The sequence below is a fragment of the Saccharibacter sp. 17.LH.SD genome (assembly GCF_009834805.1).
Taxonomy (GTDB): Bacteria; Pseudomonadota; Alphaproteobacteria; order Acetobacterales; family Acetobacteraceae; genus Saccharibacter.
In genome coordinates this window covers 645,222-659,635 of record NZ_WVHO01000009.1, presented here as the reverse complement: position 1 = coordinate 659,635, position 14,414 = coordinate 645,222, and the positions used below count along the sequence as shown (strand labels likewise).

Sequence of the window (14,414 nt, the reverse complement as noted above, 5' to 3'; positions counted from 1 at the left end):
ATTAAAAAGCGCTAGTCAATCGTCACTCGACGTTTACCCGTCAAAAGCTGCTGCATCAGCGCCTTTTTCTCTTGGCGTAAACGCGCAAGATCAACCTCAATGGTTGTGATTTCATTATCTGCTGTGGTGAGAACGGCGGCTATGGCTTTTTGTTCTGGGAGGGGGGGAAACTCCAAAGTCATTTTTTGAAACATTGGTAAGCGTAATGATTTAACAGTCGAACCCACAGCTTGTGCGAGAAAATATGCCTTATTATGGCTAATTAAATAGAAAATAAACTTCCCATCGCATTCACGGAAGCCTGAAATAGCATAAGTTCTTTGATGAAGATCAAATTTTCCAAAAAAATATTTAGGTATGAAATTCTGTCCTTCCCCAGGAACGATGACTGCTTCGCAGTCAAATAGATATCTGTTGCTTTTTCTAATCTCCTCAGAACGATCAAAGAAAGTATATATTCCATTAGAAGACGCATCTTGGCGATTGGAACTTCCTGTTTGAATATTGGCAATATCGTCGAGCTTTTTAATTGCCCACTCCCCAGCAAAATCAGGCAGACGTTTTTTGCCGGTGAGAAGTTGCTGCATGAGGGCTTTCTTCTGCTTTTGGCTGTTGGCCAGAAGCCTTTCCGTCCCCTCAATCGCCCGATCCCACGTCGAAAGGATCGCCGCTATCTTCTTTTGTTCAGGAAGAGGGGGGAGAAGAATAGGTATAGACTCACAATTTTCTTTATTAAGATATGGGATGGTAGTCTTTGAAGCTCTTTGATACAGAAAATTCTTCTGCATCCTAATATACTGTGCAAAAAATTCGTTGTTTATACTTTTTTTACAAACAAAAGCATGCAATTGCTGATTTAATGTTACGCTAGATTTTGCAATCGCTACTAATCCTAGTTCCCCAGCTATAGATATTACGACACTACCTTGCGGTACCAACTTTGCTCCTGATTTTTGTATAGTATCTTTTGAAATATATTTGGTCTGTTTGTATGATGGCACATAACATCCAGCAATTTCAGGAAGGGTAATCCATGGAATATTACCTGAGAATTCTTGCGGTTTATTACGCCCCGAGACTATAGAAAAACATTCTCGTCCTGCACTCGTTAGTTTCCACCCCTCAGGAAGCATAACCCAACTCCTTCAAATAAGCCTCCATCTGCGCTTCTAACGTTGCCAGTTCTGCCTTGATCTCGGCCCGTTCAGCACGCACGGCGTTCAGGTCAATGTCTTCCTCTGCCTCGAATGTATCAACGTAACGCGGAATATTCAGATTGTAATCATTCTCTTTAATCTCTTCGCACGTAGCAAGATGAGCATATTTCTCCACATCTTTCCGTGCACGATACGTATCCACAATTTTCGTAATATTTTCTTCGGTTAATAAATTATGGTTTTTCCCCGCCTTAAACTCCCGGCTGGCATCAATAAACAGAACATTCTTTGTTTTACGGTCTTTGCGGAACACTAAAATCGCCGCCGGAATGCCCGTGCCGAAGAACAGTTTTTCCGGCAGGCCTATCACCGCATCCAATAAATTTTCTTCAATCAATTTTCGACGAATTTTACCTTCCGAACTCCCGCGAAACAAAACGCCATGCGGCACGATGATCCCCATCCGGCCCGTACGTTCTTTCATCGTCGCAATCATATGCAAAATGAAAGCATAATCCCCTTTCGTTTTGGGTGGGATCCCTCGCGAGAAGCGATGAAAAAGATCATGCTCCGCCTCCTCATGCCCCCATTTATCAAGACTAAAGGGCGGGTTAGCCGTCACCACATCAAAACGCATGAGATGGCCCTGGTCATCCAATAATTTAGGGTTGCGTATCGTGTCGCCCCATTCAATGCGATGATTATCCTCCCCATGCAGGAACATATTCATCTTGGCGTAAGACCATGTGGAGCCAATCGCCTCCTGACCGAACAAAGCATAATCTTTGCTGTGGTTATAATGATTCGTGACATATCGACCGCATTTCATCAGCAAAGAGGCCGACCCACAGGTAGGGTCACAAATCATCTCTCCCGGCTGGGGCGCTAACAGACGGGAGAGCACGTCACTTACTTCGGCTGGCGTATAGAACTCCCCGGCCTTCTGCCCACCATATGCGGCAAATTTCCCGATAAGATATTCATAGCCATTACCGATGACATCCAAATTCCCCACGCGCGAAGGGCGTAAATTCAGCTCGGTTTTGTAAAAATCTTCCAACAAATGGCGCAGAATAATGTTCTTCTGCTTTTCATCCCCCAGCTTATCAGAATTAAAACTGATATCTTGGAAGACGCTTTTCCCTGCATCCTTTAATTTGGTCCCGTTTGCTTCCTCAATAGCGTGAAGAGCTTTATCAATCCGCTCACCATTACCAGGGGCGTTACGTTCTTTATAAAGCGTGTAGAAATCCGCCCCTTTGGGCAGAACAAAACGCTCCTGATGAAGCATCGCCTCTATCAGTTCAGGATTATCACCATATTCTTTTTGATAATTGTCATAATGATCCTGCCACACATCGGAAATGTATTTTAGAAACAGCATCGTCAACACATAATCACGATAGGTGTCAGAGCTGACAGTGCCACGAAACGTATCACACGCATTCCAAAGGGCTTTGTTAATCGTCTCTTGAGAAATTTGTTCAGCCACAATGAAATCCTTATGTTGCAATATAGCGAAAGGCCTGGTCGCTAACGCCGCACATGGCGCATCACCAACCAAGCGAGGCTCATCTTACAAAAAAACCACCCTTTTCTGACCTATTATCATAACATGATTATTATTGAACCAGACATAGGGTGACATTTGGCCTTGCAAACCTTAGACAGGTGAGAATGAACGGCAGTGCTGAACCCCCTGTAACAATGAACGGATCGCGCTCAGGTAAATGTTAACCCGACAGCAAACGCAACGCATGTTATCGACTCATTTAGGTTATCATAACCCAAGCCGCTTTTCTTTTACTCAAACGTCCTCGCACACCATCAATCACTAAGGCTTACACGGACAATGCTTCCCCCCATCAAGCGCAAAAAATCCACGTCAGGCTGGATATTTCTTACAGTTTTACTCGCATCCTGCTCGTCTTCTGTTGGCCCTCATAATATGCGGCGTGATCGGCTGGATTATGAAAAAGAAATTGGGAAACAACAAAATCAAGAAATGCTCTTTAATATCGTCCAATTACGATATTCAATGTCCCCAACATTATTACAAACATCACAAATTATCTCTGGCTATTCTTTCTCTCGTAACGCCTCCGCCAATATTAGCGGGACACCATGGAACGGTGCAGGAGCCAGTAGCTTTATTGGAGGCTCTGTCGGTTTATCGTACTCTGATAACCCCACCGTCACATATCAGCCTTACTCTGGGGTACAATTTGCCAATAACGTGCTACGCCCTATCACACCGGCGGTTCTCTTCCCTCTCATCCTGAGCGGTCTCCCAGTCGACGCGCTTCTACAGCTCACCATGCAATCAATGGGAGGAGCAAGCAACACGACAAGCAGTCTGGGGGGAGATGATGCCCATCAAGCGAGCGTACGATTCACGTATCTCTTACGGGCCCTTAAAGAATTACAGAAAAACAATGCCCTCAGCATCCTCACACTCCCTCCTGAACCCGCAAGCAAAACGAAGCCTGCCGTACCAGCACGGTCATTCTTGCTTCTGCCCAAAACGGCCAATACAGAGCTGAAATCAATACAAGACCAAGTAAGACAATCTCTCCAAATCCCTCCGAACACGGAACAAGCTGAGATTGTCTACGGTCAGACAGCCTCAAAGCCTGGGCAAGTCGCTATGATCACGCGTTCCATGCTCGCTATCTGGCAAGATATTGCAGGCTCTATGGAAGTCCCTCAAAAACTCGTTGATCAGGGGGTCGTTGCTCCGACCACAACCCATTCAAATGACCGGCCTGCCATCATCATCCATTGTAGCACCGCTGAACCAACAAATGTTTATGTATCCATCAAATATGAAGGTTATTGGTATTGGGTTGCAAAGAAAGACCTCCAAAGCAAAGTAGCTTTCTCAATGCTCCAATTCATTAATGCTCTTGCTGAAACAAGCACAGAAAAAGGTGCTCTCGTGACAATTTCTGCTGGTGGCAAGTGATATCCATCACTCACCACCTAAAAGAATAACCGCTCTTAGGGCAGCAGGGCTGAGGAATGATATTCTTTCCTCTCCTGATCTGCTTTGATCGCCTGTGCAATGGACTTTTGCGCAACGTCAAAAACCTTACCGCGAAGCTTCCCACCTGCGTCCTGGTCCTGAGACCATGGGAAGAGCGCAACATTCAAGTCCTTCGCCTGGTTTCCAGGATAATGAAACTCTGGCGCATGTTTGGTGAAGTTATCCAAAATAGCCCCAGCACCTTTGCTTGCCGTAGCTGATATGTCCTGATGCAGCGCAACCTGATCCTTCGGGTCCCCAATCATAATGAGGTGACCCCAATGATGAAGCTCCCCACCTTTTAGCGTAAAATTAGGTGCTACAGGCTGATCAGCCTGAACGTCTGATGAGTAACTTCCCCAGACATCACCATAAACATCAAAGCTAATGAAATTATCGCCATGACCGACAGCCGTATCTGATGTGGGAATACCAATACCATCAAAAGAAGCACCACCTAGCCCTGTCTGCTGTGCTACGTATTGAGCCTGCCCTCCACCTAATGAATGCCCTGTTACAAACACATCATTAGAGCTAATCCCCTGCTGTTGCGCCTGTTGCACAACATATTCAGCAAACCGGACAGCATCTTTCTGCACTTGCGCGACCTGACCTGCCAAAGAAGGTAGATCAGCCATAACCTGGCCAAGACACTGATCAATATTGACGGTTCGTGTATCGCCACCAAACGTTCCTGAATACGCAATAATCACTTGCCGTTTATCACTTAACCAAACACGCGCGGACATTCCTGCTACTTGGTTCACAACAGCCAACTGCTGGTGGTCGCCCTTCGCAATAAAAGGATGCAAACCTTTAGGAGCCGCAGGGTCCAACGTGTAAGCCGCGTTCGCTGCATTTAAAAGCTGCGCTATCGTTGGGGAATGTTCGGCTTGATACGCGCTATCAGGAGGCGAAATTTTTGAGTCTATATGCAGATAATCAAGATTTGTTTTAGTTTCCCTTAAGAGAGCCGCCTGTTTGCTTGATGCTTGAGCACTCCAAGTCTTATTAAAATCTGTCTTATCCAATGCGGCGACAGCTCCAGATACGGCAGGAGCAACGGCTGATAAATTGGACGGCCCTATTCCACTCATCGTGGACGAGTTCGTACTAACCGCCAGCGGAACAGCTTCTTTTAAAGCCTCCTTAAACGTCCTCGCGTTATCACTAATATGATCACTAGGGGTGATGGCCATTGCCATCAACAGCGAGAATAATTTCATATTCACAGCAAATGGGAAGGACAACTCTCTCTACCTTTCTTGTAATAAAATCATAATACAGACAGTCTCGCACTATGGGCTGCAATACTTATTCCGTCAATTTAATCATTTTTACTAAATTTCTTTCTTCTAGCGAGAATGGATACTCCTTCCTCTATGGGAAAAATATCATACTGTGTCAGAGGCAAAAAACGCCGCATATTGTAGGATAAAGTCTCCCAATACGAAGGAAACGAAAGAAAATTTCATCATAGACCCTCCTATCATCTCACATTATTAACCCTCTAACGAGAAAAGCTCCTTCTTTTATACGAATACACTCCCTATAAGGAGGTCATCTTACGTTCATTTCTAGAATAATAGTCAGGTTTAAGAGGCCCATCGATGTCCATGCCACTATGGCGAACAAAACCCATTGCTCCTCACACAGACCAACAAGATGGTCTTAAACGCGTTTTTGGCCCATGGCGTCTTATTGCCATGGGGGTTGGTGTTACGGTTGGGGCAGGCCTCTTTTCCCTTACCGGCGTTGTCGCGGGTCAAAATGCCGGGCCAGCGGTAACCCTTTCTTTCTTAATCGCGGCAATTGCAGCCAGCTTTGCGGGCTTATGTTACGCTGAACTCTCTGGGATGATCCCGGCAGGTGGGTCCGCCTATGCCTATGCCTATGCAGGCCTCGGTGAAGGCACGGCGTGGATCATTGGGTGGGATCTCATCTTAGAATATACTGTTGGGGCTGCCGCTGTCGCTTCTAGTTGGTCCAGCTATCTAGCATCACTTCTGAGAGGATGGGGAATCATTATTGATCCACGTCTCCTCGCGCCTCCCTCCACGCCTGTTACTATGCCCGATGGTAGCACCGCTCATGCGTGGTTCAATGCACCGAGTATCATCATCATTTGCGCCATTACCGCTCTTCTCATGCGCGGCACGAGTGAATCAGCGCGGTTTAACACGTTAGTTGTCATGCTGAAGATCCTCGTGATCACGAGTATGGTTGTTGCCTGCGTTCCCTTCATTCAACTGAGCCATTTTCATCCCTTCATTCCACCTAACCAAGGCGAATTTGGGCATTTTGGCCCCAGTGGAATCCTTCGTGCGGCAGGGATGGCCTTCTTCGCTTATATCGGAATTGATATCGTCTCAACCGCCGCGCAAGACACCCGAGACCCCCAACGCAATATGCCTATTGGTATTCTTGGTAGCCTTGCTGCATGTGCTGTCATTTATATCATCTTCTCAACCATGCTGGTTGGCGTTGTGGACTTCCACACATTAGCCAATGACCCAAGCCCTGTCGCCACTGCGATGGACACTGTGCATATGCCATGGCTTGCCGCCATCGTAAAAATTGGTGTCACACTTGGCTATATCTCTGGCATGTATGGCCTTCTCATCGGCCAAAGTCGCATTGCCCTTAACATGGCGCGTGACGGCCTGATCCCTCCAGCGTTTGGACGCCTCAACAAACGAAGCCAAACACCCTGGACCGCTCATATCCTCACCGCTATCGCCAGCAGTATTCTTGCTGCCTGTTTGCCCATTGGTGCGCTTGGAGCCATGACGGCTATTGGCACACTTCTTGCCTTCGTCATTGTGTGTGCCGGTGTGACGGCTCTGCGGTTGCGTAACCCTGATGTTCCACGCCGCTTCCGTGTTCCTGGTGGGCCATTCCTGGTTCCCGCGTTGGGCATTCTTTCATGCGGTGTTGTAATGGCCTCTATCGGAACCATGACATGGGTACGTCTTCTTATCTGGCTTGTTCTGGGGCTCGTGATCTACTTCACATACAGCATCAAGCATAGTCACCTTCACAACACGCCTTCCCGTCATAATTCCTGAAGCCACAAACGGACATTTTCCATGACTTCGCCTCTTTGGCGCACAAAACCTGTCTCTTCAGAGAGTAACCCAAAATCTGAGCTCAAACGTGTCTTCGGCCCATGGCAACTCATTGCCATGGGCGTTGGTGTTACGATCGGCGCAGGTCTTTTTTCATTAACCGGCATTGCCGCTGGTCAACATGCCGGCCCAGCGGTAACGCTTTCCTTTCTCATCGCCGCCATCGCCGCAAGCTTTGCTGGCTTATGCTATGCTGAACTTGCTGGCATGATCCCGACAGGCGGGTCAGCTTATTCCTACGCCTATGCTGGCTTAGGCGAAGGCGTCGCCTGGATTATCGGCTGGGACCTCATTTTAGAATACACCGTCGGGGCCGCCGCCGTTGCTTCCAGTTGGTCCGGCTATGTTACCTCGCTTCTGCATGACTGGGGGATCAAGCTAGACCCGCGCCTCCTCGCCCCTCCACTCACTCCCGTAACAATGCCTGATGGCACTATGGCTCATGCTTGGTTTAATGCGCCAAGCATTGTCATTATTGGTCTTGTTACCGCTCTGCTTATGCGTGGTATGAGTGAATCATCCCGTATCAACACCATTGTTGTGTTGATCAAAGTCCTTGTCATTAGCGGGATGATTATTGCGTGTATTCCTTTTATACAGCGCGCCCATTTCCATCCTTTTATCCCCCAAAATCAGGGACAATTTGGTCAGTTTGGCTTTAGCGGTGTGATGCGCGCCGCAGGACTGGCCTTCATGGCCTATATCGGCTTCGACATCGTTTCAACAGCAGCGCAAGATACTAAGAACCCTCAGCGCACGATGCCCCTGTGCATTCTAGGTAGCCAGACCATCTGTGCGATTATATACGTCATCTTTTCCGCTGTCTTAGTCGGAGTGGTAGACTTCCATAAGCTTGCAAATGATCCAAGCCCTGTCGCCACAGCAATGGATGCTGTGCATGTGCCTTGGCTTGGTTCCGTCGTCAAAATGGGGATTACTCTTGGCTATATTGCGGTCATCTATGGTCTTCTCATGGGACAAAGCCGTATCGTCATGACTATGTCGCATGACGGTCTATTACCCTCCCTACTAGGCCGCTTAGGGAAACGCTCCTCAACGCCAAATATAACGCATCTAATGACATTTATTGTGAGTTCACTCATGGCGGCTTGCCTGCCGATCGGCCTCTTAGCCGATATGGCTTCTATCGGGACACTCCTTGCTTTCATCATCGTCTGCATAGGTGTTACGGCGCTACGCTATAAAGCCCCTCACGCCCCACGTCATTTTCGTGTGCCTGGTGGAAATTTTCTTATTCCCTGTTTAGGCATCCTTGCGTGTGGGAGCGTTATGCTTTCAATGGGGCATGTCACATGGCTGCGGCTTATCCTCTGGCTCGCACTCGGCTTTGTGATCTATTTCACCTATAGCGTACGCCATAGTCTTTTGAGAAAAACCCGCTCTCAGCACTAATGCCTACATCCAAACCCTCCAATAAACCATCATGGAGATGACACGATGACCATGCCTATATGGCGCACCAAACCGATCACATCGAATACCCCGAAGCAAACAGAATTACGACGTGTTTTAGGACCGTGGCAGCTTATTGCTCTCGGTATTGGTGTGACCATTGGCGCTGGGCTTTTCTCCATCACGGGCGTTGCCGCTGGCCAATATGCTGGCCCTGCCGTTGTTATCTCTTTTGTCATTGCGGCTCTTGCCTGCGCTTTTGCTGGCTTATGCTATGCTGAGCTTGCTGGTATGATGCCAACGGCTGGTTCAGCTTACACCTACGCCTATACCGCCATGGGCGAGATTGTCGCTTGGATTATCGGTTGGGACCTTATCTTAGAATATACAGTGAATGCCTCGGCCGTTGCCTCCAGTTGGTCCGGCTATTTTACATCTTTGTTGCAAGGTTGGGGCATTTTTATCGACCCTCGCTTACTTGCTGCGCCCTCAACACTCGTGACAATGCCTGATGGGCATCAGACCCACGCATGGTTCAATCTCCCCAGCATCTTTATCATATTCGCTGTTACGCTGCTCCTTATGCGCGGCACTCGTGAGTCCAGCAAGATCAATGCTGTGATTGTTGCTTTGAAACTCCTCATTATCGCAAGCGTAACCATTATCTGCATTCCCCATATCGGCATGGCTAATTTTCATCCGCTTATTCCACCCAATACAGGAGAATTTGGCCATTTTGGTTTTAGTGGTGTCATGCGCGCCGCAGGAATGATTTTCTTTGCCTATATCGGCTTTGATATTGTCTCAACAGCCGCACAAGATAGCGAAAACCCTCAAAAGAACATTCCTGTCGGCATTTTAGGCAGCTTGGCGATTTGCGCTGCTATCTATGCAATTTTCTCATTCGTTATCGTCGGCATGGTCAATTATCACCATATGGCACACGACCCCAACCCCGTGGCCACGGTGATTGATACGCTTCATCTCCCATGGTTTTCGAGCATCATTAAGCTAGGCATTACCATCGGTTATCTATCCGTTATTTATGGGCTTCTCATGGGGCAAAGCCGTGTTTCACTCGCTATGGCTCAAGATGGCCTCCTGCCCGATTATTTTAAACGCCTCAATCCACGCTCTAAAACGCCTTGGATCTCTCACATCATCACAGCTATTGTGGGCAGTCTCCTCTCCGCCTGTCTCCCCATTGATATATTAGGGGCAATGACCTCTATCGGCACCCTGCTTGCTTTCATTATTGTCTGTGCAGGTGTCATGATTCTACGGTTTAAAGCGCCTAACGCACAACGTCGTTTTCGCATGCCTGGCGGTGCTTTCGCCATCCCGCTCCTTGGCATACTCTCTTGTGGTGTCGTCATCGCATCATTGGATATTACAACCTGGATCCGCCTCATCTGCTGGCTTGTGATCGGGATTATCATCTATTTTTGCTACGGCATTCACCGCAGCACATTAAATACCTCCTCCACCTCCGAATAAGGCAGTTCCCCTCCCCGAGTTATTTTCTACCGTTCCTCTCCTTGTATGGAGAGGAAAAAAATATTTCACAAAAATGGTATTATGCGTCAGAGTGTTACCTGACATGCCTCGTTTGCATTTGATTATGTCTTTTTAGATTTCCTTCTGGTGGAGACAGCCCTATGGCCACATCCTTTTTACGAATCAAACCTATTGTCGAAGAACGTCAAAAACCTTCTCATTTAAAACGCGTTATGGGGCCCTGGCAGCTTATGGCCCTTGGTATTGGCGTCACGGTTGGCGCTGGGCTTTTCTCCCTCACAGGCGTTGCCGCCGGGCAACATGCGGGCCCTGCCGTTGTCATTTCATTTTTAATCGCTGCCATTGCCTGTGGGTTTGCAGGCTTGTGTTATGCCGAACTCGCTGGGATGCTCCCTGTTGCAGGGTCAGCCTATTCCTATGCCTATAGCTCCATGGGCGAGATTGTCGCATGGATTATCGGTTGGGATCTCATCCTAGAATATACCGTTGCTGCCGCAACCGTTGCCTCCAGTTGGTCAGGTTATTTTTTCTCTCTCCTACGAGGATGGGGGATTACTCTAGACCCACGCCTCCTCGCCCCGCCTATGACACCCGTTACGTTAGCGGATGGGACAGTGGTACATGCGTGGTTTAACGCGCCAAGTGTTTTCATCATCTGGATCGTTACAGCGCTTTTGATGCGCAGCACGGGGGAATCAAGCAAAATCAATGCAGCGATCGTTGCTATCAAGCTCTTGATCGTAGCTGTTGTGATCGCTGTATGTATTCCGCACGTCAATATGGCCAATTTTCACCCCTTTATGCCCAAAAATACAGGAGAGTTTGGTCACTTCGGCTTTAGTGGCGTCATGCAAGCAGCCAGCATGATCTTTTTTGCCTATGTTGGCTTTGATACCGTTTCAACCGCCGCACAAGATTCACACTCTCCCCAACGAGACCTTCCTTTCAGCCTCGTCGGAAGCCTTCTTATCTGTGCCGTTATTTATGTCGTCTTTTCATCGGTCTTAGTCGGCGTCGTCAATTATCATGACCTTGCTAATGATCCAAACCCCGTAGCCACCGTGATGGATAGCATTCATATGCCAACGCTATCCGCTCTCATCAAATTGGGAATTGCTCTAGGCTATATGTCCGTTATTTACGGCATGTTGCTGGGTCAAAGTCGTGTTGCCATGGCAATGTCGCATGATGGGCTTATCCCCTCCATTTTTGCTAAGCTTCATCCAACCCGTAAAACACCATGGTCTTCACATATTTTAACCGCAATAATGAGCTCCTTTCTCGCCGCTTGTTTCCCTATCAGCATGCTCGGCGCGATGACCTCTATTGGCACGCTGCTCGCCTTTGTTATCGTATGCGTTGGTGTCATGGTTCTTCGCTGGAGAGCCCCTGATGCGCCTCGCCGCTTCCGTGTACCAGGAAAAGGCATAATTATTCCTGCTCTTGGCGCCATCTCTTGCACCATCGTTATGCTATCTATGGATATCGTCACATGGTTGCGTTTGATTATTTGGCTCATCATTGGTGCCGTGATTTATTTTGGCTATAGCCGCCGTCACAGTAAGCTCCACCAGAATATGTAAATTTTCTAGCCAACGAAAATAATAAGAGTCATGATGGCGGGTATGATAAATGCATCTTACCCTCATACCCGCCTCCGTCGTAATCGCCACGACAGCTTCACGCGTCGGCTTGTCGCTGAAAATAGGCTGCATGTTGACGACCTTATCTGGCCTATCTTCGTCTGCGATGGGCATAACCAGAAGCAGCCCGTTAAGGCTATGCCTGGGGTCATGCGCGTCAGTCTCGATAATGTGGTTGAGCATGTCCGACCCGCTGTAGAGCTGGGCATCCCGGCCATTGCTCTTTTCCCTGTTACACCGCTTTCCTTACGACAGTCTGACGGGAAAGAAGCGCTCAACCCTAATAATCTCATTTGTCAGGCAGCACGGCTTCTCAAAGAAGCTTTTCCTGAGTTAGGGCTCATCGGCGATGTTGCGCTTGACCCTTATACCGACCATGGGCACGACGGCTTGGTCCAAAATGGTCATATTCTCAATGATGAGACCGTCGCCATTTTAACGCAGCAAGCGGTCAATCAAGCAAAGGCAGGCATTGATATCATCGCTCCTTCCGACATGATGGATGGACGTGTCCGCGCGATTAGAGAAGCACTTGATCAGCATGGTTTCCAAACAACGCGTATCATGTCTTATGCGGCGAAATATGCTTCTGCTTTTTATGGGCCGTTCCGCGATGCATTAGGATCTAATGCATTATTGAGTGGTGATAAAAAGACCTATCAGATGGATGCCAGCAATTCTGATGAGGCCTTACGTGAAGTCGCTCTCGACATCATGGAGGGGGCCGATATGGTCATGGTAAAACCAGGGATGCCCTATCTCGATATTATCTCTCGTGTACGCCGCGAATTTTCTATGCCGACCTTCGCGTACCAGGTTTCTGGAGAATATGCGATGCTCGCCATGGCCATGCAACATGGTCTGCTTGATCGTGATAAGACCATCCTGGAAAGCCTTATGGCCTTTAAACGGGCTGGATGTAACGGAGTCCTCACCTATTTTGCTGTGGAAGCGGCCCGTCTCATTAAAGAACACTCTTGAAAGCCCCCACACCACCATCCCCGTCTCGTCAAAGGCGGGGGACACGGGCTTATCATGAGGGCTTAGACGCAGAGCACCGCGCCATCGCTTTTCTTGAGAAGGAAGGATATACCGTGCTCGCGCACCGCCTGCGCACGCCCCTTGGAGAAATTGACCTCATTGTCACATCTCCAGGCTGGATCGTCGCGGTAGAAGTGAAACAACGCCGCAGCCTTAATGAAAGCCTCTATGCGCTTTCATCTCGTCAAAGCCAGCGGCTTCTATCTGCTTTTCATTTAGTATTAGAAATGCACCCAGAATGGCATCAACCGAATACACGCTTTGATGTTGTACTCGTCGATGCCAGTGGCTTATGCCACAAAGTAGAAGACGCGTTACGCCTCCTCTAAAACTCAACCGTGACGGTGATGGGTATTCCGGCTATGTGGCGATACGACATGGCCACGATACGTTACGTTCCTGACAACCATCCCGTGATGCGCTACCCTGTTGCTTGCAAGACGAACCGGATGCGACGCGTGTGAATGCAAACGAGCCAGGTAAGAACGCGCAACATGATGATGCCGAACAGGTGGCGCAATAAGGGCGCTGAATGTCAACTTACGCGCTTCATAGTCCGTTAAAACACGATCTGCATGAGCAGAAGACCCCATCAGACAACTCGCCCCAATCATTCCAAGAACAAGTTTACCCTTTAAGCGACGCACCATGTAATATTCTCCAGCGGTATAGCAACTAAGCTCGGCCCGTTATCTTTAATGATAGGACATAAAAACAGGATTTTCCGCAGAAGGACAGAGATAAAAACCGTAACCAATAAAAAAAGGGGCATCCTTATAGGTATACCCCTTCCCAACGCTCTGAAATATTAGTCAGAGGCTTTTACAATACCCTTTTCAACCAAAAGAGTCTCTAATTCACCGCTCTGATACATATCAGTGACGATATCACATCCGCCAATGAACTCACCTTTGACATAAAGCTGAGGAACGGTCGGCCACTGAGAAAAATCTTTGATTCCCTGACGTAGCTCAGGGCTTTCTAGGACGTTTGCTGTTTCAAAAGGAGTATCTAAATGTGTGAGAATCTGCACAACACGTGCGGAAAACCCACATTGAGGGAAAAGCTTATCTCCCTTCATGAAGAGCATGACAGGATGGGTATCAATCATGTTCTGAATGGTCTGAAAAACCGAATCACTCATTCAACTAAATTCCTTACTGTGCTCTAAGCTGATCGAGCACGTATGAGGGCTGTTTTCTGAACATGGAAGCGACACAACCAAAGTCAAGTCCCAGGCCGTGCCGCTTTCTCATTTTCAAGGGGTTCGTGTCTTCACAGCGAGCGCATGGAGCTCTGTACCAACACGCCCTCCAAAAGCATTATAAACCATTTGGTGCTGCCGAACACGCGGTACACCACGGAAGGATTCACTCACTACTTCGCACGCATAGTGATCGCCATCCCCTGCTAAATCCTGCACTGTAATCTGCGCATCAGGAAAAGCTTCACGGATGGTACGCTCAATCTCAGTCGCTGACATGGGCAT

At 48.1% G+C, this 14,414-nt stretch carries 13 protein-coding genes; 7 read left to right on the top strand and 6 right to left on the bottom strand.

Annotated elements, in window-relative coordinates; translation table 11 throughout:
- Window positions 1-11 precede the first annotated feature (11 nt).
- Window positions 12-1,133: a restriction endonuclease subunit S gene (locus tag GS501_RS04335; RefSeq protein WP_160830599.1), complete on the bottom strand. Its 1,122-nt coding sequence runs from the start codon at window positions 1,131-1,133 to the stop codon at window positions 12-14.
- Complete coding sequence (locus GS501_RS04330) at window positions 1,123-2,649, bottom strand: type I restriction-modification system subunit M (RefSeq protein ID WP_160830598.1); 1,527 nt, start codon at window positions 2,647-2,649, stop codon at window positions 1,123-1,125. Before GS501_RS04330 ends, GS501_RS04335 begins: the two co-directional genes overlap by 11 nt.
- Window positions 2,650-3,009: 360 nt before the next feature.
- Between GS501_RS04330 and GS501_RS04325 the strand changes: the two genes are divergently transcribed.
- Entirely contained in the window at window positions 3,010-4,122 is a 1,113-nt protein-coding gene (locus GS501_RS04325) for a hypothetical protein (RefSeq protein WP_160830597.1), read from the top strand.
- 35 nt (window positions 4,123-4,157) lie between these two features.
- Here GS501_RS04325 and GS501_RS04320 read toward each other — a convergent pair whose 3' ends face one another.
- Window positions 4,158-5,408 carry a hypothetical protein gene (locus GS501_RS04320; RefSeq protein WP_160830596.1) on the bottom strand — a complete coding sequence of 417 codons (1,251 nt, stop codon included), beginning with the start codon at window positions 5,406-5,408 and terminating at the stop codon, window positions 4,158-4,160.
- 384 nt (window positions 5,409-5,792) lie between these two features.
- Between GS501_RS04320 and GS501_RS04315 the strand changes: the two genes are divergently transcribed.
- The 6 genes from GS501_RS04315 to GS501_RS04290 all read left to right on the top strand — a co-directional run bounded on the left by GS501_RS04315 (window position 5,793) and on the right by GS501_RS04290 (window position 13,254).
- Window positions 5,793-7,250, top strand: coding sequence for an APC family permease (locus tag GS501_RS04315; protein WP_160830595.1), 1,458 nt, complete (start codon window positions 5,793-5,795; stop codon window positions 7,248-7,250).
- Between the two features lie 21 nt (window positions 7,251-7,271).
- The gene (locus tag GS501_RS04310; RefSeq protein WP_160830594.1) at window positions 7,272-8,723 is read left to right on the top strand and encodes an APC family permease; all 1,452 of its coding nucleotides are present in this window, start codon (window positions 7,272-7,274) and stop codon (window positions 8,721-8,723) included.
- A gap of 45 nt (window positions 8,724-8,768) precedes the next feature.
- Window positions 8,769-10,220 carry an amino acid permease gene (locus GS501_RS04305; protein WP_160830593.1) on the top strand — a complete coding sequence of 484 codons (1,452 nt, stop codon included), beginning with the start codon at window positions 8,769-8,771 and terminating at the stop codon, window positions 10,218-10,220.
- A 161-nt stretch (window positions 10,221-10,381) separates the two neighbouring features.
- Window positions 10,382-11,824 (top strand): APC family permease, encoded by a 1,443-nt coding sequence (locus GS501_RS04300; RefSeq protein ID WP_160830592.1) that lies wholly within the window; start codon window positions 10,382-10,384, stop codon window positions 11,822-11,824.
- Window positions 11,825-11,866: 42 nt separating this feature from the next.
- Window positions 11,867-12,865, top strand: a complete 999-nt coding sequence (gene hemB / locus GS501_RS04295; protein WP_237442392.1) for a porphobilinogen synthase — start codon at window positions 11,867-11,869, stop codon at window positions 12,863-12,865.
- Window positions 12,862-13,254, top strand: a complete 393-nt coding sequence (locus GS501_RS04290) for a YraN family protein (protein WP_160830590.1) — start codon at window positions 12,862-12,864, stop codon at window positions 13,252-13,254. The genes hemB and GS501_RS04290 overlap by 4 nt, the downstream gene beginning before the upstream one ends.
- A 3-nt stretch (window positions 13,255-13,257) precedes the next feature.
- Here GS501_RS04290 and GS501_RS04285 read toward each other — a convergent pair whose 3' ends face one another.
- From GS501_RS04285 to GS501_RS04275, 3 genes are all read right to left on the bottom strand, one after another.
- Window positions 13,258-13,575, bottom strand: coding sequence for a hypothetical protein (locus GS501_RS04285; protein WP_237442391.1), 318 nt, complete (start codon window positions 13,573-13,575; stop codon window positions 13,258-13,260).
- 158 nt (window positions 13,576-13,733) lie between these two features.
- Window positions 13,734-14,069 (bottom strand): Grx4 family monothiol glutaredoxin, encoded by a 336-nt coding sequence (grxD, locus tag GS501_RS04280; RefSeq protein ID WP_160830589.1) that lies wholly within the window; start codon window positions 14,067-14,069, stop codon window positions 13,734-13,736.
- A 114-nt stretch (window positions 14,070-14,183) separates the two neighbouring features.
- A complete protein-coding gene (locus tag GS501_RS04275) occupies window positions 14,184-14,414 on the bottom strand; it encodes a BolA/IbaG family iron-sulfur metabolism protein (protein WP_160830588.1) in 231 nt (76 codons plus the stop codon).